The organism is Acidobacteriota bacterium (assembly GCA_035471785.1).
GTDB lineage: Bacteria > Acidobacteriota > UBA6911 > RPQK01 > DATIPO01 > JANQFM01.
This window is the reverse complement of the sequence record DATIPQ010000084.1, coordinates 1-19,541: the sequence shown is the minus strand read 5'-3', so window position 1 is coordinate 19,541 and position 19,541 is coordinate 1. Positions and strand designations below refer to the sequence as shown.

The 19,541-nt window shown below is 62.4% G+C and carries 19 protein-coding genes and 1 tRNA gene; 15 read left to right on the top strand and 5 right to left on the bottom strand.

Annotated elements, in window-relative coordinates:
• Positions 1-295, top strand: a 295-nt coding sequence (locus VLU25_12080) for an RHS repeat-associated core domain-containing protein (GenBank protein HSR68668.1), incomplete at its 5' end; no start/stop codon positions are given.
• A gap of 41 nt (positions 296-336) precedes the next feature.
• The gene (locus VLU25_12075) at positions 337-813 is read left to right on the top strand and encodes a hypothetical protein (GenBank protein ID HSR68667.1); all 477 of its coding nucleotides are present in this window, start codon (positions 337-339) and stop codon (positions 811-813) included.
• A 422-nt stretch (positions 814-1,235) separates the two neighbouring features.
• On the opposite strand, the gene VLU25_12070 is transcribed toward VLU25_12075, so the two are convergent.
• Both VLU25_12070 and VLU25_12065 read right to left on the bottom strand, forming a co-directional pair.
• Positions 1,236-1,311, bottom strand: a tRNA-Ala gene (locus VLU25_12070).
• Positions 1,312-1,341: 30 nt separating this feature from the next.
• Positions 1,342-3,240: a peptidylprolyl isomerase gene (locus tag VLU25_12065; protein HSR68666.1), complete on the bottom strand. Its 1,899-nt coding sequence runs from the start codon at positions 3,238-3,240 to the stop codon at positions 1,342-1,344.
• Positions 3,241-3,406: 166 nt separating this feature from the next.
• Here VLU25_12065 and VLU25_12060 point away from each other — a divergent pair, with 166 nt between their 5' ends.
• The 13 genes from VLU25_12060 to gatA all read left to right on the top strand — a co-directional run bounded on the left by VLU25_12060 (position 3,407) and on the right by gatA (position 17,390).
• Entirely contained in the window at positions 3,407-4,375 is a 969-nt protein-coding gene (locus VLU25_12060; protein HSR68665.1) for a GGDEF domain-containing protein, read from the top strand.
• A 31-nt stretch (positions 4,376-4,406) separates the two neighbouring features.
• Positions 4,407-5,429, top strand: coding sequence for a rod shape-determining protein (locus tag VLU25_12055; GenBank protein HSR68664.1), 1,023 nt, complete (start codon positions 4,407-4,409; stop codon positions 5,427-5,429).
• 43 nt (positions 5,430-5,472) lie between these two features.
• On the top strand, positions 5,473-6,327 hold the full coding sequence (gene mreC, locus VLU25_12050; protein ID HSR68663.1) for a rod shape-determining protein MreC: 855 nt from the start codon (positions 5,473-5,475) through the stop codon (positions 6,325-6,327).
• Positions 6,328-6,395: 68 nt separating this feature from the next.
• A complete protein-coding gene (gene mreD / locus VLU25_12045) occupies positions 6,396-6,896 on the top strand; it encodes a rod shape-determining protein MreD (GenBank protein ID HSR68662.1) in 501 nt (166 codons plus the stop codon).
• A gap of 13 nt (positions 6,897-6,909) precedes the next feature.
• Positions 6,910-8,739 (top strand): penicillin-binding protein 2, encoded by a 1,830-nt coding sequence (mrdA, locus tag VLU25_12040; protein ID HSR68661.1) that lies wholly within the window; start codon positions 6,910-6,912, stop codon positions 8,737-8,739.
• Positions 8,740-8,743: 4 nt separating this feature from the next.
• Entirely contained in the window at positions 8,744-9,835 is a 1,092-nt protein-coding gene (gene rodA / locus VLU25_12035; protein ID HSR68660.1) for a rod shape-determining protein RodA, read from the top strand.
• A 583-nt stretch (positions 9,836-10,418) separates the two neighbouring features.
• Positions 10,419-12,452, top strand: a complete 2,034-nt coding sequence (locus VLU25_12030; protein ID HSR68659.1) for an Rne/Rng family ribonuclease — start codon at positions 10,419-10,421, stop codon at positions 12,450-12,452.
• Between the two features lie 10 nt (positions 12,453-12,462).
• Positions 12,463-13,284: a nucleoside triphosphate pyrophosphohydrolase gene (gene mazG / locus VLU25_12025; GenBank protein HSR68658.1), complete on the top strand. Its 822-nt coding sequence runs from the start codon at positions 12,463-12,465 to the stop codon at positions 13,282-13,284.
• Entirely contained in the window at positions 13,281-13,892 is a 612-nt protein-coding gene (locus VLU25_12020; GenBank protein ID HSR68657.1) for a DUF1844 domain-containing protein, read from the top strand. The genes mazG and VLU25_12020 overlap by 4 nt, the downstream gene beginning before the upstream one ends.
• A gap of 12 nt (positions 13,893-13,904) precedes the next feature.
• Positions 13,905-14,669 carry an MBL fold metallo-hydrolase gene (locus VLU25_12015; protein ID HSR68656.1) on the top strand — a complete coding sequence of 255 codons (765 nt, stop codon included), beginning with the start codon at positions 13,905-13,907 and terminating at the stop codon, positions 14,667-14,669.
• Positions 14,662-15,633 (top strand): bifunctional riboflavin kinase/FAD synthetase, encoded by a 972-nt coding sequence (locus VLU25_12010; protein ID HSR68655.1) that lies wholly within the window; start codon positions 14,662-14,664, stop codon positions 15,631-15,633. The genes VLU25_12015 and VLU25_12010 overlap by 8 nt, the downstream gene beginning before the upstream one ends.
• Positions 15,617-15,916, top strand: a complete 300-nt coding sequence (gatC, locus tag VLU25_12005) for an Asp-tRNA(Asn)/Glu-tRNA(Gln) amidotransferase subunit GatC (protein ID HSR68654.1) — start codon at positions 15,617-15,619, stop codon at positions 15,914-15,916. Before VLU25_12010 ends, gatC begins: the two co-directional genes overlap by 17 nt.
• A 28-nt stretch (positions 15,917-15,944) precedes the next feature.
• A complete protein-coding gene (gene gatA / locus VLU25_12000) occupies positions 15,945-17,390 on the top strand; it encodes an Asp-tRNA(Asn)/Glu-tRNA(Gln) amidotransferase subunit GatA (protein ID HSR68653.1) in 1,446 nt (481 codons plus the stop codon).
• Positions 17,391-17,394: 4 nt separating this feature from the next.
• Here gatA and VLU25_11995 read toward each other — a convergent pair whose 3' ends face one another.
• From VLU25_11995 to VLU25_11985, 3 genes are all read right to left on the bottom strand, one after another.
• The gene (locus tag VLU25_11995; GenBank protein ID HSR68652.1) at positions 17,395-17,541 is read right to left on the bottom strand and encodes a hypothetical protein; all 147 of its coding nucleotides are present in this window, start codon (positions 17,539-17,541) and stop codon (positions 17,395-17,397) included.
• 140 nt (positions 17,542-17,681) lie between these two features.
• Positions 17,682-17,867, bottom strand: coding sequence for a hypothetical protein (locus VLU25_11990; GenBank protein HSR68651.1), 186 nt, complete (start codon positions 17,865-17,867; stop codon positions 17,682-17,684).
• Positions 17,868-17,907: 40 nt separating this feature from the next.
• On the bottom strand, positions 17,908-19,179 hold the full coding sequence (locus VLU25_11985; GenBank protein HSR68650.1) for an FAD-dependent monooxygenase: 1,272 nt from the start codon (positions 19,177-19,179) through the stop codon (positions 17,908-17,910).
• Positions 19,180-19,541: the final 362 nt, after the last annotated feature.

The following is a 19,541-nucleotide window of genomic DNA, read 5'->3' as shown; positions in this document are numbered from 1 at the left end:
CGACGAGACCTACCACCCCTTCGGCCAGCTCCAGGAGTCGCTGCCGTTCCCCGGCTGCAACGGCCACGTAAGGAAGTTCACCGCCAAGGAACGCGACCTCGAATCCGGCCTCGACTACTTCGGGGCACGCTTTTATGATTCATTGACAGGGCGGTTCCTTTCGCCCGACCCGCTGCTGGCCAGCGCCAGAGCCGATAGCCCGCAGAGCTGGAACCGCTACCCCTACCCATGGAGCTTCAATCCGAAGTTTCCGAAAGGGGCTAGCCGAAACCAGATTCGCGATTCCATTCTATGAATTTCAGAGCAAGCCGAAGAAGTAACGTGAGAATGGCGAGAATGATAGCTGTCCTATTTGCGCTTCAAGTGCTCTGCTTCGATGTCTACGCCTATTGGATTTGGGAAACTGTGGGATTCGATACAATCATTAAGGGGGAGTACGGCGAACATTTGATTCCATTTCCCAACGATTTCTTCCACTATTCTCTGATCGCACTGTGGGCTGCAGTTCACACTGCTTCGGTGCTTTTCGCCTTGGAAGCTTGGAACAGAAGTGCGATCAGCAAGAGAATCCTGAACAAGCTTCAGGGGCATGTCGATAGACGCTCGTTGAGGTCTATTACGCTCTTTGCGGCCATCATGATGACGCTTTTCGATCTAGAGCTTCTCCGTTTCTGGTACTTTACAGGGCTCCCGGATGACGTTGTGATGGACGTGGGAGATTGGCTGGTCTTCGGTACCTGGGTGAACCTCCATCTCTTAGTAGGTTACGCGGTCTGGAGGCTTGCAAAACCAATGGCGCCTCTGGTCCGCTGAGCCTTTTGTGGTGGCTGTGATTTACAAAGTCGCGTATGGGAGAAGGCTGAACCAGCATGACGCCGGAGACTCGCCGAGGCTTAGAGCTCAGCTTCGCTCTTCTGGCGCCTCCTGCCGCCTAATCCCGAGGCTGGCCTGCACCGGTGTCTAGTTGCGATGGTCACCGAAGCATCGATACATCGGCATTGGTCCACAACGAAAGTCGCCCTACTGACTTCGACACTTTCGACCAAACGCTCGATAGTGGTCTAAAGGTTCAGACCCCTGCCTCGCAGGACCGATTTCCGCAAAACAGTGCCCTCATGGCCAGCGTTTAGCGTCTGTTCAACTGGCACCTATTTGGCACCTAAAGCCCCTTCGGGCTCCGAGTGCGACGTGAGGTAGTACGTTTAAGTTTTTGATTTTAAAAGGGTTGAAAAGACTGGTGGAGCTGACGGGACTCGAACCCGTGACCCCCTGAATGCCATTCAGGTACTCTTCCAACTGAGCTACAGCCCCACCTTGGCGGGCGAAGCGGACATTATACCGCTAACCCGTGATCTCGTCTACCAAGGCCAGGTTGCGTTCGATCTCGCCTTGGGCTTCCAGGCGGTCGATGACCCTGGTCATGTATTGGGCGAAGAACTGGTTGCGCCTCTGGTCGAGAAGGTTGCGGCGGATGTTGTCCTTGTCCTGCTCGAACTTCTCTTCGTCAATGGGCGACTTCTCGATGAGCTGAAAGACCACGAAGTTCTCGCGCACGCGGGCAGGACCACCCATCTCGCCGGGCTCCATCTTGAAGGCCTCTTCGACGATCAGCGGCGAGAACTGGATGACGTCGTCGACCGTTTGCTGAGTGTTGTTCTTGAAGTACTCGGTGGCCGTCACCGTCACGCCCATCTGCTCGGCGGCCTCCTCGAAGGTGACGCCTTCCTGACGGGCTTTTTCCAGGAATTCATCGGCCTTGGCCTCAGCCAGTTTGCGCCCTTCTTGCTGGCGGAAGCGGGTCTCGATCTCTTCACGCACTTCCTCCAGAGGACGCGCCTGGGGAGGCCGGATCTCCAGCAGTTCGGCAAAGAGGTATTGGTTGGGGCTGAAGTTATATACGGGCGTGACCTGTCCGGGTTGGGCGAGGTCGAAGACCATCGCCGAGAATTCGGTGGAAGCCACCGTTCCCGGGACCGACTCGCCGCGCGAGAACCAATCCGAGGTGGCGACCTGCAGCCCATGTTCGGCGGCCGCCGTCTCCAGGTCGGCGCCGTTTTCGAGCTGGGCCGAGATGCGGCTGGCCAGTTGCTGAGTCTGCTCGTTGGCCTTCTGACGCTGGGCGTTGAAACGGGCGATGGCGCGGGCCTGGGAGTTCTCGACGTCGGTCTTGCGGATGATGTGGAATCCGGCGGAGGTGCGCACCAATTGGTCGGTCGTCTCTCCGTTCTGCAGGGCGAAGGCGGCCTGCTCGAAGGCTTCTTCGCGCTCTCCCCGCCGCACGAAGCCCAGATCGCCTCCCTTATTGGCGCTGCCGGCGTCGTCGGAGTGCTGGGCGGCCATGGCGGCGAAATTGGCGCCTTCCTTGATCTCGTCGAGCACTTTCTGAGCCTCCTGACGGACCTCCTCGACCTCGGCGTCGCCTACGGCAAAGAGAATGTGGCTGAGGCGGATGCTATTGGGATCACTCTGCGGCAGGTGGGCGGCGATCTCTTCTTCGCTGACCTCCACCTCGGTGGGCTGAACCTGTACCGAGAGGGTCTTGGCGCGCCGCTGTTCGGGCGCCGTGTAGTCTTGCAGATTGGACTGGTAAAACGCCGTCAGGGCCTCTTCGTCGATTTCTTCGGGACGGACCTCTTCAGAGTTGAAGTGAACGTAGCGGACCCTGGCTTCCTGATTCTGCTTGACGAATTGATCGCGAACCTCGCCTTCCCCCACCTGCAAACTGTCGGTCAGCATGTGACGCAGCTTGGTCTCGACAATGTCTGAGCGGAGGCCGGTCTCAAAGGAGCGGGGCGTCATGTTGTTGGCCCGCAGCACCTCCTGGTAGCGGGCGCGGCCGATGAACTGGCCGTTTTCCATGAAGGCCGGAATCTGTGAAAGGAGGTGGACTACTTCGTCGGAAGTCACGGTGATGCCCAGCCTCTCGGCTTCGACCAGCATGGCGTAGTTGCTGATAAGGACTGAAAGGGCCTGCTGCTTGAGGCCCAGTTGCTGGGCGAACTGGGGATTCTGCTCCAGATAGGGGCGGAAGCGCTCCATCAGCATGCGGTACTGGCGCCCGTAATCCTCGCGCGAGATGCGGAACTCGCCTACGCGAGCCACGTCGCCCGAGTAGAGACCCGATCCCACGTCGGGCGGATTGACGAAGAAGACGAGCATACTGGCCGCCAGGGTGATGATGACGAACCAGAGCACGAATTTCAGCCTCTTGAAATTGTTTCTCAGCCACTTCAATGCCATATCAAAACGCTCCTCATTGGGGACCCTTTAAGGTCGCCTGGAACCGTCGCCGCAAGCGGCGAAGTAAGCCGTGAATTATAGCACGGACGCTGTTTCTGTGATTGCCGCCGCTTCCTGAAAGCGGCGGGTGTGTGTAATATGAAACCTTTGACAGCGGGGGACTGCAATGGGCTGGCAGCGAACCACCGAAAGGCTGATGGAGGCGATCATCCGGCGCGATGAAAAATGTGCCGCTGAGATCAGCGTCGATCTGTGTGCCCAGGAGCAAACCGGAGGAACCTGGAGCTTCTTGCGATGGGATGCCGAGGAGGGATGCCTGCGCACCCTCTGGCCCGTCGTCGAGGAGAATCCGCTGCCAGTCAGCGAGGACTTGAGGCAGCGTCTTGAAAAAGGCGAGCCGATTACCGATAATGTTCACTCTGAGGGCTGCAACGGGGATGGGGCCGAGGGCCGAGGACGTCCGGGCTCTTACTGGATTCCGCTGGTCTACGCAGACCAACTGCAGGGCGTCCTGCAAGGGCAGGCCAAGGACCAGGAGGAGGAAGGGTTCGCCCCCTCCGGCGATCTTTGCCGACGCATCGGGTTGCTGGCCCGCACCTGGTTTCTGGTGGGGCTGCTGGAAGAGAAGGAGCGGCTTCTCTACCTGGATCCGTTGACCGGTCTCAAGAACGCCGATTACCTGATCGATTTCCTCAAGATGGAACTGGCCCGCTCGCAGCGCTACCAAAGAAGCGTGGCGGTGGCTTTCCTGGACATCGACTGGTTCAAGAACGTCAACGACATGCACGGGCACCTGATGGGCAGCCACGTGCTGCGCCAAGTCGGACGCCTGTTGCAGTCGGGTGTGCGAGAATCAGACGTGGTCGTGCGCTACGGCGGCGACGAATTCGTGGTCGTGCTGCCCGAGACCTCCCGCGACGGCGCCATGCAGATCGCCGAGCGGCTGCGCTCGATGGTGGAAGAACACGAAATGCAGCGCGATCATGGCCCCAAGGTGCGCTGCACGGTCAGTGTCGGGGTTTCGGTTTTTCCGCAACACGGAGAGGATGTTTCGGACCTGATCCATCAGGCCGACCTGGCCATGTACGTGGCCAAGCACAGCAATAAGAACTGCGTCAAGCTGGCGGCGCCCTGAAGGCCCCGCCCGGAGAAGTCAAGAAAAGTTTATGAACCTGCGTTCCCTCTTCAGTATTTTCTCCAACGACCTGGCCATCGACCTGGGAACGGCCAACACCTTGGTTTATGTCAAGGGCCGCGGGATCGTGGTCAACGAGCCCTCCATCGTGGCCATCAACAAGAAGACCGGCAAGCCGGAGGCGGTAGGCCACGAGGCCAAGGAAATGATGGGACGCACTCCGGGAAACATCGTGGCCATCAAGCCCATGAAGGACGGCGTCATCGCCGATTTCGACGTGACCGAAGAAATGCTCAAGCATTTCATACGCAAGGCCCACAACCGCAAACACCTCATCAGTCCCCGCATCGTCATTTGCATTCCCTCTGAAATCACCCAGGTGGAGAAGCGGGCGGTGCGCGAATCGGCCCTGCGGGCCAAGGCCTCCGAAGTCTACCTGGTGGAAGAAGCCATGGCCGCCGCCATCGGCGCCGGACTCAACATCACCGAACCCTCCGGCAACATGATCGTCGACATCGGCGGAGGCACCACCGACATCGCCGTCATCAGCCTTTCGGGAATCGTCTACAGCCGCTCGGTGCGGGTGGCCGGCAACGAGATCGACGAAGCCATCATTCAGTACATCAAACGCAACCACAACCTGCTCATCGGCGAGCGCACGGCTGAGAAGATCAAGATGGAAATCGCCTCCGCCGCCCCGTTGAAGGAGAAGATGAGCATGCAGGTGACCGGACGCAATCTCATCGAAGGCATACCCAAGCAGATCACCATCACCGACGCCGAGGTGAGAGAAGCCGTCTCCGATTGCGTGGCGACCATCATCAACGCCGTACGCGTGGCTCTGGAGCGCACGCCGCCGGAACTCTCGGCCGACATCGCCGAGAAGGGCATCGTGCTCACCGGGGGAGGAGCCCTGCTCAAGAACCTGGACATCGCCATCAAAGAAGAGACCGGGTTGCCGGTGGTGCTGGTGGAAGACCCCCTCTCCTCGGTGGTGTGGGGGACGGGCAAGATGCTGACCGACATGGCCCTGCTCAAGAGGGTTACGCTTTAGAGGAAACGATTCAGCGACACGAGGACAGGCCGGGGGAAGCGCAATGAGCGAATATGCCGAGAGCAGACCGATCGTTTCCCTCCTGATCCTGCTCTTGATGCAGGTGGCGCTGCTCTCCGTCCAAGTGCGCACCGAAGAGGGGACGCTGCTCATCCGCTCTTGGACCCTCTTCTTTTCAACGCCGGTGGCGGCTCTGCTGGATTGGGCCCAGGGACAAGCCGGCGAGGGGGCCTCGAGAGTGGGCGAGGTGTGGACGGCCCTGGAAGACAACCGCCGCCTTCGTCAGGAAAACGCCCGCCTTAAGCTGGAGATGAGCCGCCTGCGCGAGATGGCGGAACTGCTGCCGCGCAGCCGCGCCTTCCAGCCGCTGATGGAGCAGTTCGAGTCGCGGGTCGTCTTCGCTTCGGTGGTGTGGAAATCTCCGCCTTTCTTCAACCGTCACTTGGGCGTCAACGTAGGGACGCAGGACGGCGTGGCGCCCGACGCCCCCGTCCTGACCCCTCAGGGATTGGCCGGACGCATCTGGCAAAGCACCGCCTTCTACTCCGAAGTGCAGCTGATCACCAATCCTGAGGCCTCGGTGGGGGTCGTGGTGGGCCCGCGGCGCGTGCCCGGACTGGCAACCGGCAACGGCAGCGGACTGCTGCTGCTGGAGTTCGTATCCAACGCCGAAGACATCGCCGTGGGCGACGAGGTCCTCACCTCGGGCGCCGAGCTGATCCATCCCAAAGGCGTCCAGGTCGGACGCGTGGTGCGCGTCGAGCCGGGCAACGACGGACTCCTCGACGCCTGGGTCGAACCCGCCGCCGACTTGGACGCGCTGGAGGAGGTGGCTGTCGTGCTCAATCAGGAGCCCCTCTCGGTCTTTCCCCTGCAAAGCCGCGCAAGAGGCGAGTGACAGCAGGCCCTCTTCCATGAGATAAAGGAGGCATAAAGGACTGACAGCATTGACGAAGGACCTGGAAGTTGACCGAAACCATCCCGAAGTCGGAAATCTTCCTGCTGCTGGTGGTGATCGCCGCCCTGCAATGGGTGCTGGCGGTCGTATTCCCTCACGGCCTGCTGGTGGATTTGCCGCTCATCTTCGCCGTTTACATCGGATGGCACTCGCCGCCCGTCAAAGGGGCCGCCGCGGGCGTCCTTTTCGGACTCTTGCGCGACCTGGGGCTGGGGTTGAGCCTGGGAGTCAACGGCATCGCCAAGACTCTGCTGGGCTTCTGGGCCTCGTCCTTCAGGAAGTGGCTGGCTCCGGAAGGCTTCTCGGCCCGTTTCGTGTTTCTGGCGGCGGTAGCCGCCCTCGATGATGCCTTGATTTACGCAACGCTGGCAGTGCTGGAACAGCCGTTGCTGCCGGGACTTTGGATGCGGATGCTCCTGGAGGTCCTTTTGACGGCCTTATTCGGAGCCGCCATTTTTGCCATATATGACCGATATAAGTTTCCCAGCCGGGATTTTCGCAATCTCTAGCAGGTGAGCCAACATGCCCATCAACCAGGACAACCGGCCGCTCAACCGACGCCTGGCCATTCTGCAGGTCGTCTTCGGGCTGGTACTGCTGCTGTTGCTGGGCAAACTGTGGCACCTTTCGGTGGTCCACTACAGCTTCTACGAAGAGCTGGCGCACAACAACCGTGTCCGCACCGTGCCGCTGGTAGCGCCGCGGGGACTCATCCTGGACCGGGAAGGGCGCGTGCTGGCCGACAACGTCCCCTCCTCCAAGCTGCTCGTCTACCGCGACGAGCTGGATGACGAAGAGGCTACCTACGCCTTTATCGCCCGCGGCTTGGGCCTCAGCCCCAGCCAGGTGCGGGAGTCGGTGGAGAAGGCTTCGCGCCGGGTGGGACGCTTCCGTCCCCTGGAAGTGACCGGCTCGCTCTCCCTGGAGCAAGTGGCCTACTTCAAGGCCCGCCAGGCCGAGCATCCTGAAGTCCGCATCTCGCGCCAACCGCGCAGGCTCTACCGCCACGGTCCTCTGGCCGCCCACGTGCTCGGATATGTGGGCGAGATCAATGAGGCGCAGTTGGGCTCGAAGGAGTTCCAAGGTTTTAAACCGGGAGACGTGATCGGCAAGTTCGGACTGGAGCGGCAATACAACCGCCTGCTCAGCGGAAAAGACGGATCTGCGCTGGTGCGCGTCAACTCTCAGGGCAAGGCCACTGCCGAGATCTCGCGCCAGGAGCCGACTCGGGGAAGCCCCCTGCACATTACCCTGGACCTCGACCTGCAGATGGCGGCCGAAGAAGCCCTGTCCCAGGAAATCGGCGCAGTGGTGGCGCTCGACCCCCGCAACGGGGAAGTGCTGGCCATGGCCAGCAGTCCGGCTTATGACCCCAACGGTTTCGCCCGCGGACTCTCAGCCGAGGAGTGGGAGGAGCTCAACAATCCCGGCAAACCGCTGCAGAACCGGGCCATCCAGAACGCTTATTCGCCGGGGTCGATCTTCAAGGTCGTGATGGCGGCGGCTGGACTCAGGAGCGGAGTCTACTCGTTGGACACCACCGTCTACTGCAACGGAGGCGCCACCATCTACGGGCACCGCTTCCGCTGCCACCACTCCGGAGGCCACGGACGGGTGGGCCTGGAACTGGCCATCGAGCGTTCCTGCAACGTCTACTTCTACCAGATGGGACGGCAGATGCCCATCGACCAGATTCATCACTACGCTTCCCAGTTCGGGTTGGGCCGCGCCACCGGGATCGACCTGCCCGGGGAGGTTTCGGGGCTGCTGCCCTCGACCCGCTGGAAGCGGGAGGCGCGGGACCAACCCTGGTATCCAGGCGAAACCATCTCGGTTTCCATCGGACAGGGACCCATCAACGTGACGCCGCTGCAATTGGCCTCGGCCATCGGGGTAGCGGCCACGGGACGCGCTCCGCGTCCCCACCTGGCCCTGCGTTCAGGCGCCGGAGAGGTGTCCTCGCAGGCCGCGCCGAACCTGCTGGAAGACTTCGATCCGCGCCATATCGAGGGCATCCGCCAGGGCATGTGGCGAGCCGTCAACAACTGGGGGACGGCGCGCGCGGCGAGGGTGGAAGGCTTCGATGTGGCGGGAAAGACCGGCACCGCCCAGGTCATCGGCCGGGAAACGCTGGAGAAGCTCTCAAAAGAAGAAGCCGCTCGCTTCACCACCAACGCCTGGTTCGCCGGATTCGCCCCCCGCGACAATCCCGAGGTCGTGGTGGTGGCGCTGGTGCAGCAAGGCGGCGGCGGGGGGGCCAAGGCGGCTCCCATAGCCGGCAAGCTCTTCGACCTCTATTACCGCAAACATCACCTCCACGAACCCATGCAATCGCCTGTGGAACTGCGATGACGTTATGGCACTGATCAGCCGCCGCTTCTTTTACGATTTCGACTACGTGCTGCTGGCCATCGTGCTGGCCCTGACGTCGTTCGGAATCCTGGGCGTCTACAGCGCCACCTGGGAGGCGGGCCCGGGCCCCCTGCGCGGCCATTTGCTGCGGGTGGCTCTGGGACTGGTCCTGTGCCTCTTCTTCTCGCTCTTCGACTATCGGCGGCTGACCGACCATGCCCTCCCCATCTACCTGGGGGCGGTGGCGGTGCTGGTGGCTACGCTTTTCTTCGGCACCGAGATCAAGGGCAGCCGCAGTTGGATCCAGTTCGCCGGCTTCGGCCTTCAGCCCTCGGAAATGGCCAAGCTGGCGGTGCTGCTGGTGCTGGCCAAGTTCCTGGGCGAAGTGCGCGAGAGTTACCTGGGGATGCGCACCCTGGTGCTGCTGGGAGGACTCTTCGGACTGCCCGTATTGCTGATCATCCTGCAAGGAGACATGGGCACGGCCTTGATGTATTTTTCGCTGCTGGGAGCCACCCTCTTCCTGGCGGGACTGAAGATGCGAATCGTCGTCGCCATGGTGTTGGCGGCCAGCCTGCTGGCCCCCATCGGCTGGTTCTCGCTGCAGGACTACCAGCGGGAACGCATCATGGTCACCTTCAATCCCGACCACGATCCCCAGGGCGTCGGCTACCAGGTGCGCCAGAGCAAGATCGCCATCGGCTCAGGCGGACTGACGGGCAAAGGACTGGGCAAGGGATTGCAAAGCCAACTGGGTTTCGTGCCCGAGGTGCACACCGACTTCATCTTCGCCCTGCTGGCCGAGGAGGTGGGCTTTTTGGGAGGAGGAACCATTCTCATCCTGTTCGGCCTGCTGCTGCTGCGCATCCTGAGCGTCGCGGGGGAGGCCGCCGACCGGACCGGCATACTGCTGGCGGCGGGAGTGGCGGCTCTCATCTTCCTCCACATGCTGACCAACGTGGGCATGACTCTGGGGATCTTGCCGGCCATCGGCGTGCCGCTGCCCTTCGTCAGCTACGGCGGATCCTCGACCCTGACCATGTTCGCCGCTGTAGGCATGGTCATCAATGTACGCACGCGCCGATTTCTCTACTGATTCACTACACAAAGATTGACAGCCGGGCTATAATGCGGCTTGGCTGGCAGGGCAAGGTCCTGAATCGGGACCTGGTCGAGAAGTGATCGCCGGCCGAAAGTTCTGATCGATTGGGAGAAGCCGCAAGAGACGGCACCCAGAGAGCGTCGAGCCGGACTGAAAGGGCCGGGACGCCAAGCGACAAAGATTTTAGGAAGATCCTGCGAGCGGAGGCTCACACGTTCCGCCGCGGGAGGCAGGTTCATCGCAGGGCCTGAGGGCCGTTCGAAAAGAGCACTGAAGTCATCGGGCGGGAGGCAAGGCAGCAGAGAAGGCCGCCCTAGCCGTCCCGATTTAAGCGCGGCTGAAACGCCAAGCCGGAAGAGCCACGAAACCATCGTCTCAAGATTCCGGAAGCCGCGGCTAGAGCCTCGTAGACCGCCGGTCTCAAACCGCCTCCAAGGAATCCCGCCTTACCCGCCGTCGCTGCTTCTCCCCACGCGGAGGAAATTCGAGGAGCCCATGAAGAAGTCCCCGGGGCCGTCCTACGGCGGGCCTGATGACGAGCGACGCTCCCGCGCATGTTCCTCCGAGAGGAGACTACATGGCCAAGGAGCTGATCGTCAGCGCCAGCAACCTGGAGACGCGGTTGGCGATATTGGATGGCGACCAAGTCGTCGAGATCTTCGTCGAACGCGCCAAGAACAAGGGCATATTAGGCAACATTGTCAAAGGCCGCGTCACCAAAGTCCTGCCCGGAATGCAGGCAGCCTTCGTCGACATCGGCCTGGAACGCAACGCTTTTCTCTACGTTTCTGACTTTTACGAGAACATCGATGAGTACGAATCGATGTTCGACGACGAGGAGGCAGAGGTTTCGTCCAGGGCCAGACCGCGTCGCCCGGCGCCTTCGAAAGGCAAGAAGAAAGGGCGCCCGGTGGCCCGCGGACCCTCCCAGCGGCTGGACCGGCTGCCGGCCGACCGCCCCGGTCCCGCGCGCCGAAGCCTGATCCTGCCCGAAACGCTGCCCGCCCTCAATCCGGCCCAGAGCCGCATTGCCGAGGAGATAGAGCGTCCGCCCCATTCGGCGGCGGCCAACGGCATCCTTCCCGCCACCTTCCAGCCCCTTGGCCGAGCCTCCCGCAGTGCGGTGGAAAAGGCCTTTGCGGAGAAGCGCGGGGAGCGGGACAGGCAGCGGGACGGCGAGCGCGCCAACGGGTCGGGCCAAGACGGCGCGCGCGCGGGGAAGAACCGCGGCGCCTCCGAGGACGGATCTGCTCGGGCCGATACTTCCAGCCTCCGCCGCCAGGCCAAGGTCGACTCGGGAGACACCCCCGACCGCATGGCGGCTCCCAGCGCCGGACGCAACCAGGGACGGCGCGGCAACAGTCGTCCGCGTCAGCGCCGCCAGCCTCGGGGAAACGCCAAGAACCTGATCAGCGAGATGCTCAAGGAGGGCCAAGAGATCCTGGTCCAGGTATCCAAGGAGCCCATCGCCAAAAAGGGCGCCCGCATCACCTCCCACGTGGCTCTCCCCGGACGCTACATGGTCTATATGCCCACCGTCGATCACGTGGGCGTTTCTCGGCGCATCGTTTCCGAGAAGGAGCGCACGCGCCTGCGCCGCATCGTGATGGAGAACCGGGGCGACACGGGACGCGGATTCATCGTGCGGACGGCCGGCGAGAATCACGCCGAGGAAGACCTGATCCGCGACATCCGCTACCTCACCTCCCTGTGGGAGGACATCAAGAACCGGGCCGAGAAGGCCAGGGCGCCCCGTCTCATCCACAGCGAACCGGGACTGATCGAACGCATCCTGCGCGACCATCTTTCCGAGGACTTCCGGGCCATCCGCGTCGACGACGAGCACCAATACGCCAGCATCGTCGAGTTCGTCTCGCGCTTCAATCCGGCCCTGGTCTCGCGCGTCCGCCTCTACACCAAGCCGCGTCCCATCTTCGAGGAATTCGGGGTGGCTCCCGAGATCGAGAAGGCGCTCAAGGAAAAGGTGTGGCTGAAGAGCGGCGGTCACATCGTCATCAACCAGACCGAAGCGCTGGTGGCCATCGACATCAATACCGGCAAGTTCGTAGGTTCCACCAACTCGCTTGAAGACACCATCACCAAGACCAACATCGAGGCCGTCAAGGAAATCGTCCGCCAGATCCGCCTGCGCGATTTGGGCGGCATCATCATCATCGATTTCATCGACATGGACGAGCGCAAGAACCGCCAGAAGGTGATGGACGCCCTGCAGCAGGAACTGGGCCGCGACAAATCGCCCTCCAAGATTCTTCAGTTCAACGAATTCGGCCTGGTGGCCATCACCCGCAAGCGGGTCAAGCAGTCGCTTCAGCGGGTGCTCTGCCAACCCTGCATTTACTGCGAGGGGACCGGATTGACCAAGTCGGTTCGAACCATCTGCTATTCTATTCACCACGAGGCGCGCAAAATGATGCGTTCCTTCGGCGACGGACGGGAGCTGCTGATCCGTTGCCACCCCGAAATCGGCAAGGCGCTGCGTCAGGGCGAGTCTCAGGTGGTGCGCGAAATCGAAGAGATGACAGGAAAAGCCGTCAACGTGAAGATCGACGCCAGCATGCATATCGAGAGCTTCGCGTTTGTAGAAGTCTAGATCGAGTTTCATGTCCGATTCCTACTGGCCCAAACTGATCGAGTTGATGGACGTCCTGCGCGGTCCCGACGGATGTCCCTGGGACCGCGAGCAGACCCGCGAGACGCTCAAGCCCATGCTCATCGAGGAAGCCTACGAGGTGCTGGAAGCCCTCGACGGCGACGATCCCGACGAGCTCTGCGAAGAGCTGGGCGACCTGCTCTTTCAGGTCGTTTTCCACAGCCGTATCGCCAAGGAACGGGGAGAGTTCGAGGCCGAAGACGTATGCCGGCGCATTTACGAAAAGATGGTGGGCCGCCATCCTCACGTCTTCGGGGACGAGAACTTCGCCGATTCCCAGGAACTGCTCAAGAATTGGGAAGATCTGAAAGCGGCGGAAAAGAAAGCCTCGGGACGCGAGCACAAGCGCAGGTCGCTGCTGGACGGCATTCCCCACAGCCTGCCGGCCATGTACAAGGCCAACCAAGTCTCGGCCAAGGCCTCGCGCGTAGGCTTCGATTGGCCCCACTTGAGAGGCATCGGCGAAAAGATCGCCGAGGAGTTCGCCGAATTGGAAGCGGCGGCCCGGGAGGGCGACCAGGAGCGCGTGCAGGAAGAGATCGGCGATCTGCTCTTCGCCGCCCTCAACGCATCACGCTTCTTGCAGATCGACCCCGAGACCGCCCTCAACCGGGCCAACGACAAGTTCGCCCGCCGCTTCAAAGCCCTGGAAGAGCACTTCTCCGGGCAGGGACGCGCCCTCAAGGACGTGGGGCTGGAAGAGATGGAAGAAGTGTGGCAGGCTTTGAAATCCGATCCTAAAACCGAAAAGAGCCATCAGGGAGCCCAATGAGCGAGAAGAAGGAAAGTCCGGGATTCAAGGTCACCGACCGCCGCAAGTTCGATTCATCCGGCAATCCCCGCAAGCCGGACGCCGATGAAGAGACGGAATCTTCAGCAGGCGGTGCGGTTGAGATCGGAAGCAGCCACAAGGCCAAGCCCCCTTCGCAGCCCGGCCAGCCGGGCCAAGAAGGCCCTGGAGGCGGAGAAAGCATGGGCGGCGGAAGGGGCCGAGGTCCGGGCGGCGCTCAAGGCAGGCCTGCAGGACGGGACAAGAGTTCCGGCGGTGGAGGAGCTATTCCTTTCCCGCCTCAAGAAGTTCCGTCGCAGCCGCATTCGCCCTCAGGAGAGGAGCCGGGCGAGCAGGAAGTCGACTTTTCGGCCTTCATCATGTCGATGGCCACCGGGGTCCTGATGGCCCTGGGCGAAGTGCCCGATCCCATGACGGGACGCCAGGGACCGGTCCACCTCGAGTCGGCCCGCCACACCATCGACATCCTGGCCATGCTGCGCGAGAAGACCCGCGGAAACCTGGATGCCGAAGAAGACCGCATCATGGGTCAAGTTCTCTACGAACTGCGCATGAAGTACATGGAAGTGGTCAAGAAGCTGGGCAAGTAGATTGGATGCTCGATGAAGGTCACCTTTCTGGGCACGGGGACCTCGCGAGGCGTCCCGGTCATCGGCTGCCGCTGCAAGGTTTGCACCTCCGACGATCCGCGCAACAAGCGTCTGCGCTGCTCGGCGCTGTTGGAAGGCGACGACGGGACACGGGTGGTGATCGACACTTCGGCCGACTTCCGCCAGCAGATGCTGAGGGCTGGAATCCGCCGTCTCGACGCCGCCGTCTACACCCACGCCCACGTCGACCACATCCTGGGGCTGGATGACGTCTTTCCCTTCAACGTCTGGTCTCGCAAGGACTTTCCCATCTACGCCGAAGCGTCCACCATGGACGAGATCCGCATCACTTTTCGCCATCTCTTCGAGGAAGACCGCTACCCCGGCGTTCCCCTTATCGAACCCCGCCTGGTGGATGGTCCGTTCGCCATCGGCGGACTGCGCATTCAGCCCATCCGCCTGCTTCACGGAAAGCTTCCCATCCTGGGCTACCGGGTGGGAAATTTCGCCTGGCTGACCGACGTCAACCACATTCCCGCCGACAGCATGGAGCAACTGCGGGGCCTCCAGTACCTGGCGCTGGACGGGCTGCGCTACAAGCCCCATTTCACTCACTTCAGCCTGCAAGAGGCCGCCGAGACGGCCCTGGAGCTGGGCGCCGCTCAGACCTATCTCATCCACATGTGCCATGACGTGGAGCACCAGGATGGCTGCCGGGAGCTGCCTCAGGGAGTCGACCTGGCTTACGACGGACTGGAGTTGCAAGTCGATGCTTAAAGTGCAAGGCATGGAGGGACTGCCGCCCCGTGTGCAGCAGCCGGTGGTCAGCATCGGGGCCTACGACGGCGTCCACCTGGGACACCAGAAAATCCTCTCGCGGGCGGTGGAGGAGGCCCGCCGCCGCGGCACCGCGGCGGCCCTGGTGAGCTTCTCGCCCCATCCCCAGAAAGTGATCGCTCCCGACACCGCTCCTCCCCTGCTGCAAACGCCTCAGCAACGCGAGGAGTTTATCGCGGAACTGGGAATCGACTTCCTGGTCGAGGTGCCTTTTACCCGCCATCTTTCCCAGCTCTCGCCCCGCCAGTTCGTAGAGCAGGTGTTGATGCGCCGTCCCGTCTCGCAAGTCCACGTGGGCTTCAACTTCCGCTTCGGGCACCGGCGCAGGGGCGACGTCGAGACGCTGCGCCAACTGGGCCGCGAGAACGGCTTTCAGGTCTTCGCCGTCGACCCGGTGACGCTGCGCGGCCAGCGCATCAGCTCCAGCAAAATCCGCACGCTTCTGGGCGGCGGCAACGTGCAAAGAGCCCGACGCTACCTGGGGCGTCCCTACGAGATCCACGGAACCATCGTGCAGGGCGACCAGAGGGGACGCACCATCGGCTTTCCCACCCTCAACATCGATTCGGTCAACGAACTGCTGCCGGCCCAAGGCGTCTACGTGGGCCGCGCCGTCCTGGAGGGGAGCCGCTACGGATGCGTCACCAACATCGGCTACCGTCCAACCGTTCATCCCGACTACCAGGGACGTCCGCTGGTGGAAAGCCACCTCTTCGACTTCCAGGAGGAGGTCTACGGACTGCCCGTCAACCTGCAGTTCTGCTGCCGGCTGCGTGAGGAGAAACGCTTCGACGGCTTGAAGTCGCTGACCGAACAGATTAAAAAAGACTCCCGGCGCGCTCTCCGCTATCTGCGACAGGTGGAGGCGCGGGAGAGGGGCAGGCATCATGAAAATCAGCCGTGACGAGGTGGAAAAGATCGCCGCTCTGGCTCATCTGGAATACTCCCCGGAGCAAATGGAGGAATTCGTCCCCCGCTTCCGCGAGATTCTGGATCACATCGCCCGCCTGGAGGAACTCGATACCCAAGGGATCGAACCTATGTATCACGGACTGCCGGGCGAGGAACTGAGCGAGGACCTGCGGGAGGACGAGACGCGTCCCGTGCTGACCCGCGAGGAAGCGCTGGAGAACGCCCCAGAAGAGGTCGACGGACAGTTCCGCGTCCCCCGGGTGATCGAGTCCTGAGCCGTTCGCCGAGTAATGGAAACCGTTTATGTCCAACTCCCTGCTGGAACTGACTGCCCGCCAACTGTGTGACCGCATCAGGTCGGGTCAGGTCAAGGCGGTTGAGGTGTGCCAGGCCTATTTGCAGCAGATCGGCCTTCACGACCGGGAATTGGGCTGCTACTTGACGGTCGATGAAGAAGAGGCCCTTGACCAAGCCCGCGAGGCCGATAAAGTCCTCGCCCGTTCGCCCCGGGAAGCCGGGCCGCTGGCTGGTCTTCCCGTCGCTCTCAAAGACAACATCGTGACCCGCGGGCTGCGCACCAGCGCGGGGTCCAGGATCCTTGAGGATTTCATTCCGCCTTACGACGCCGCCGTGGTCAGCCGGCTGCGCCAGGCGGGTGCGGTGATTTTGGGCAAGACCAACATGGACGAGTTCGCCATGGGGTCGAGTACCGAGAACTCGGCCTTTTTCCCGACCCGAAATCCTCACGACCGGCAGCGGGTGCCCGGCGGATCCTCGGGCGGATCGGCGGCCGCGGTGGCCGCCCGCCTGGCGCCGGCCGCCCTGGGCTCGGACACCGGGGGATCGATCCGCCAGCCGGCGGCCTTTTGCGGGGTCAGCGGACTCAAGCCCACCTACGGGCGCGTCTCCCGCTACGGCCTGATCGCCTTCGGCTCCTCCCTCGACCAGATCGGGCCCATCACCCGCGACGCCTCCGACGCGGCCCTGCTCTTGGACGTGCTGGCCGGGCAAGATCCCAACGACGCCACCACCTCGGCCCGTCCTGCACCCGATTTCAGCGAGGAATTGCAGCACGATCCGCAGCCGCTCCGCATCGGCGTCCCCCGCCAGTGGATGGGGGACGAGGCCGGGACAGGTCCTGACGCCGAGGTCAAGGAAGCCGTTGAAGCGGCCCTCGAGAAGCTGCAGGCCCAGGGCTGCCAGATTGAAGAAATCAGCCTGCCCCACACTTCCTACGCCATCGAGGCCTATTACATCGTGGCTCCGGCCGAAGCTTCTTCAAACCTGATGCGCTACGACGGCGTTCGCTACGGGCTGCGGGCCGAGAATCCCCGCGACCTGGCCGACATGTACCGCCGCACCCGCACTCAGGGATTCGGCGAAGAGGTCAAGCGCCGCATCATGCTGGGGACTTTCGTGCTCAGCGCCGGCTACATCGAGGCCTTCTACAGCAAAGCCGCCAAGACCCGGCGGGTGCTTCTGCAAGACCACCTCAAGGCCTTTGAGACGGTCGACCTGATCGCCGGACCGGTGACCCCGACGCCGCCCTTCAAGCTGGGCGAGAAGACCTCTGATCCCTGGCAGATGTATCTTTCTGACATCTATACGGTAACCGCCAACCTGACCGGCCTGCCGGCCCTCTCCGTGCCCCTGCCCGCAGGTCCTTCAGGCTTGCCCCAGGCCCTGCAACTGACGGCCCCCCACTTCCAGGAATCCCGTCTCCTGCAAACCTCCCGCCTGCTCGCTTGAGGCCTCATTCTTCGCTTTTAGAGGCCTTGTCACGCTCCTCCAAGACGCGCCTGAGGATGCGTAGGCCGTAGCGATCCTTGTCGGCGCCGGCGGCCTCCTTCACCTCGATCACCTTCTCCAGCGTCAGGATGCGGACAGGCAACGACTCCACGATCGATATCTAAATCGAAAGTGGACAGGGAAGCGCCCTGAAGGACCCCGCATACGCCCCCCACAACAATGAACTCGACACCGTGATCGGAGAGGACCTTAAGCATGGAAAGGAACTGGGCGGGACGCGTGGCTGACATGCTATCTCTTGGTCAAGTTCTTCTGGGCCAGGTAGGCGTCGTTGACGAAATCTTGCAGTACTTGGAGGCGTTGGGTCGGGGTTAGGGTCAACATCCAGCGGATCAGGGTCACATCAACGCCGTCTTGATAAGGATGGTCGGGACGGGTGGAGGACCGGGCAGGCTCATCCGTACTCTTGGCGCTCATGGGCTCGATTCTATCACCCGCTTGAAGGGTCCGTCCTATCCTATCCCTGGCTGGAGCCGGAAAGCAGGCGCATCAGTTGGTCTAGTTGGAGACCCGAGGCGGGAAGGCAGTCGCGGACTTGGGCGGCGTGGCGCTGCACCCAGTTGAGGGGCCGGTCGGGAGGCTGGGTTCCGGCCGGCTGTTCCTGCAGGATGTGTTTCCACTGCTGGTGGTGGACCCGCGAGTATTCGCGCAGCAGCGACTGGTCGGCATCCTGGCGCAGGATGCGGTAAAGGCGTCCGGCCAGGTCGCGGGCCTCGGCCAGTCCCGAGTTCATGCTCTGCACGCCCACCGGCAGGGCCAGATGGGCGGCGTCGCCGGCCAGCACGGCGCGTCCCCGGTGAAAAGTCTGGGCCAGGCGCCGCTCGAAGCGCAGCACCGCCGACCACAGCAGGTCGCCCACCGAGTGGTCGAACCAGGGGGCCCGCTCAACGATCAAACGTCTCAGGTCGCGGCGTCCCATGGTGGGGAAGACCACCTCCAGGGCCTGGCGCGACTTTTCCCGCGGCTCCGAATAACGCTGCGGCTCATCCAGTTGAAATCCGCAGCGGAAGCGTCCTCGTCCCATGGGCCACACCACGCTCCATTTGCCCTCCCACAAGATCACCGACTGGCGCGGAGAGCAAGATTCCTGAGGCTCGACGACGGGATCGACGGCAAACTCGAAAACGGCGAACCGCTTGGCTTCACCCATGGATTCGAAGGCGATTCCCACGCTTCGCCGCACCAGCGAATCATGGCCGTCGCAGCCCGCTACGAAGAGGGCGTTTCCAGTCATGCGCTCCTGAACGATCCACTCGCCGTGCCCGGCTCCCTCCTCGCGCTGCAGGCGCTCGACTTCGAAGCGAAGCCGGTCTTCCTCTTCTTGCAGACGATTGAGCCGATGACTCCACAGCACCGCCACTCCCTTTTCCTCAAGCCGCTCATGGAGGGCGTTTTCAAGCCGGCTTTGGGGCAGCACCAGAACGAAGGGGTAATCAGCGCCGGTGGCATCGAAACGGGCTTCGGCCTTGATCTCCGAGCCTTCGTAGAAGGTGCAGCATTCGATCTTTTGCCCCTGCCCGATCAGAGGAGCCGCAAGGTCGAGGTCATCCAGCAAACCCAGCGACCCCGAATGGAGAGCCAGGGCATAGCTGCGCTCGGTGGGGCGTGGGCCCTCGTCCACCACCTGAACCTTGACGCCTTCCTCGGACAGCGAGAGCGCCGTCAGCAGTCCGACCGGACCCGCTCCCACCACCAGAACTTCCGTTTCTCGCTGCCAGCCCGAAGCCATAAAAGTCCCCTTCCCAACCCAGACGATGGGCAGGCGTCTTGACTCAGCCTACGATGCGATTGTATCGGAAGAGAAGCGCTGCCGCACGCGCCGACGGGAAATGTTCAGGCAAAAAAAAAGACCGTACCCGGGGAAGAGTCCCACAGGGCCATATGGAGCCGCCGCAACCGTTTTTCGCATTGAAGAACGACGCAGGATAGGCACACACCACTGAGCCTTCGGCGGCTCCTAGGAAGGAGCCCTTTAGTCTCTTCCCCAGGATATCCGGTCTTTAACCTTGCAGACCTCCTCAGCCGCTTGACGCGACCGAGGGTTTGCACATCGGAAATTCAGGCAAGTGCCATGCCGAAAGCTCCGTGAAA